Raw genomic sequence first — 1,272 nt, 5'->3', positions numbered from 1 at the left:
TGAGCTATGCTGAAGAAACCGTAGAGATAAACTTGGTAAACTAAGCATATTCACAGGAGTTTACCATGACCAAGAAAATTAGAACCTACAGTACGGAATTCAAAGCAGAAGCCGTCAAGAAGATAGTGGACAACGATGGAAATATTTCAGCGACTGCGAAGCAGCTTGGTATCGCCATGCAGACCTTATCTAATTGGCACAATAAAGCCAATCAAGGCAAACTTGCAGGAACAGCTCAATATGATCCTGAACTCATAACGGTGATCGAAGAAAACAAGCGTCTTAAACGACAGCTCAAAGTTGCTGAAGAGGAACGAGAGATCCTAAAAAAGGCCACGGCGTACTTTGCAAAGCACAGTTAGTCAGGTACGCCTTTATCAAAGATAACCAGCACTTCTTTAGCATCACCACTATGTGCCGCGTGCTAAGTGTTAAGCTATCAAGTTATTACGACTGGATAAATCGCGATATCAGCGACCAACAGATACATCGTAATCAGTCTGAGCTACTAGTCAGAGCGGCACATAGTGAAACTAAAGCACGTTATGGTGCTGATCGACTGCACGCAAAGCTGATAGAGCAAGGGCACGATATTAGCTTGTATATGGTCAGAAGCATTAAAGAAGAACATGGCATCAAATGCCTTCGCCACAAACGCTTTAAAGTCACTACGGACTCAAACCATCATAAAATGGTTTATCCAAACGTGTTGGATCAGCAGTTTGATGCTAAGCGTCCTAATGAGTCTTGGGTCAGTGACATCACCTATATCTGGACAAATGAGGGTTGGCTGTACTTGGCAGGCGTTAAAGACTTATACACTAAAGAGCTGGTCGGCTATGCCATCAACAAACGTATGACCGCTGATCTAGTATGCAAAGCATTGAACATGGCAATCAAGAATAAACGTCCAAGCCAAGGGCTGATTGTACATTCAGATAGAGGCAGTCAGTACTGTAGCCATGCCTACCACAAGATTATCAAACAGCATCAGTTTACAGGCTCGATGAGTGGTAAGGGCAACTGCTTTGATAACGCTCCGATAGAAAGCTTCTGGGGCATATTGAAGAATGAGCTGGTATATCACCAAGACTATAAAACAAGGTTTGTAGCGATCAGCGATATCATTGGCTATATTGAGCTGTACTACAACCAAACGAGGATTCAAAAGAGTTTAGGCTATAAATCGCCAAGACAGGTGTGGTTTGATTATTATCGTCAAGCTGCATAACTAAAATCTCCCAAGTTTAACTATACGGATTTGACGGCAGG

Annotated in this window: 1 protein-coding gene; it reads left to right on the top strand. The window is 42.8% G+C overall.

What is annotated here, in order from left to right; all coding sequences use genetic code 11:
• The first annotated feature begins 65 nt into the window (after nucleotides 1-65).
• A protein-coding gene (locus JMX48_RS13960; protein WP_201538772.1) for an IS3 family transposase occupies nucleotides 66-1,231 on the top strand; the annotation gives its coding sequence in 2 pieces (ribosomal slippage) (nucleotides 66-324 and nucleotides 324-1,231; 1,167 coding nt in all).
• Nucleotides 1,232-1,272: the final 41 nt, after the last annotated feature.

The organism is Psychrobacter immobilis (genome assembly GCF_904846225.1).
Lineage (GTDB): Bacteria > Pseudomonadota > Gammaproteobacteria > Pseudomonadales > Moraxellaceae > Psychrobacter > Psychrobacter immobilis_F.
The sequence above is the reverse complement of the archived record's forward strand: the minus strand, read 5'-3'. Positions and strand labels throughout refer to the sequence as shown.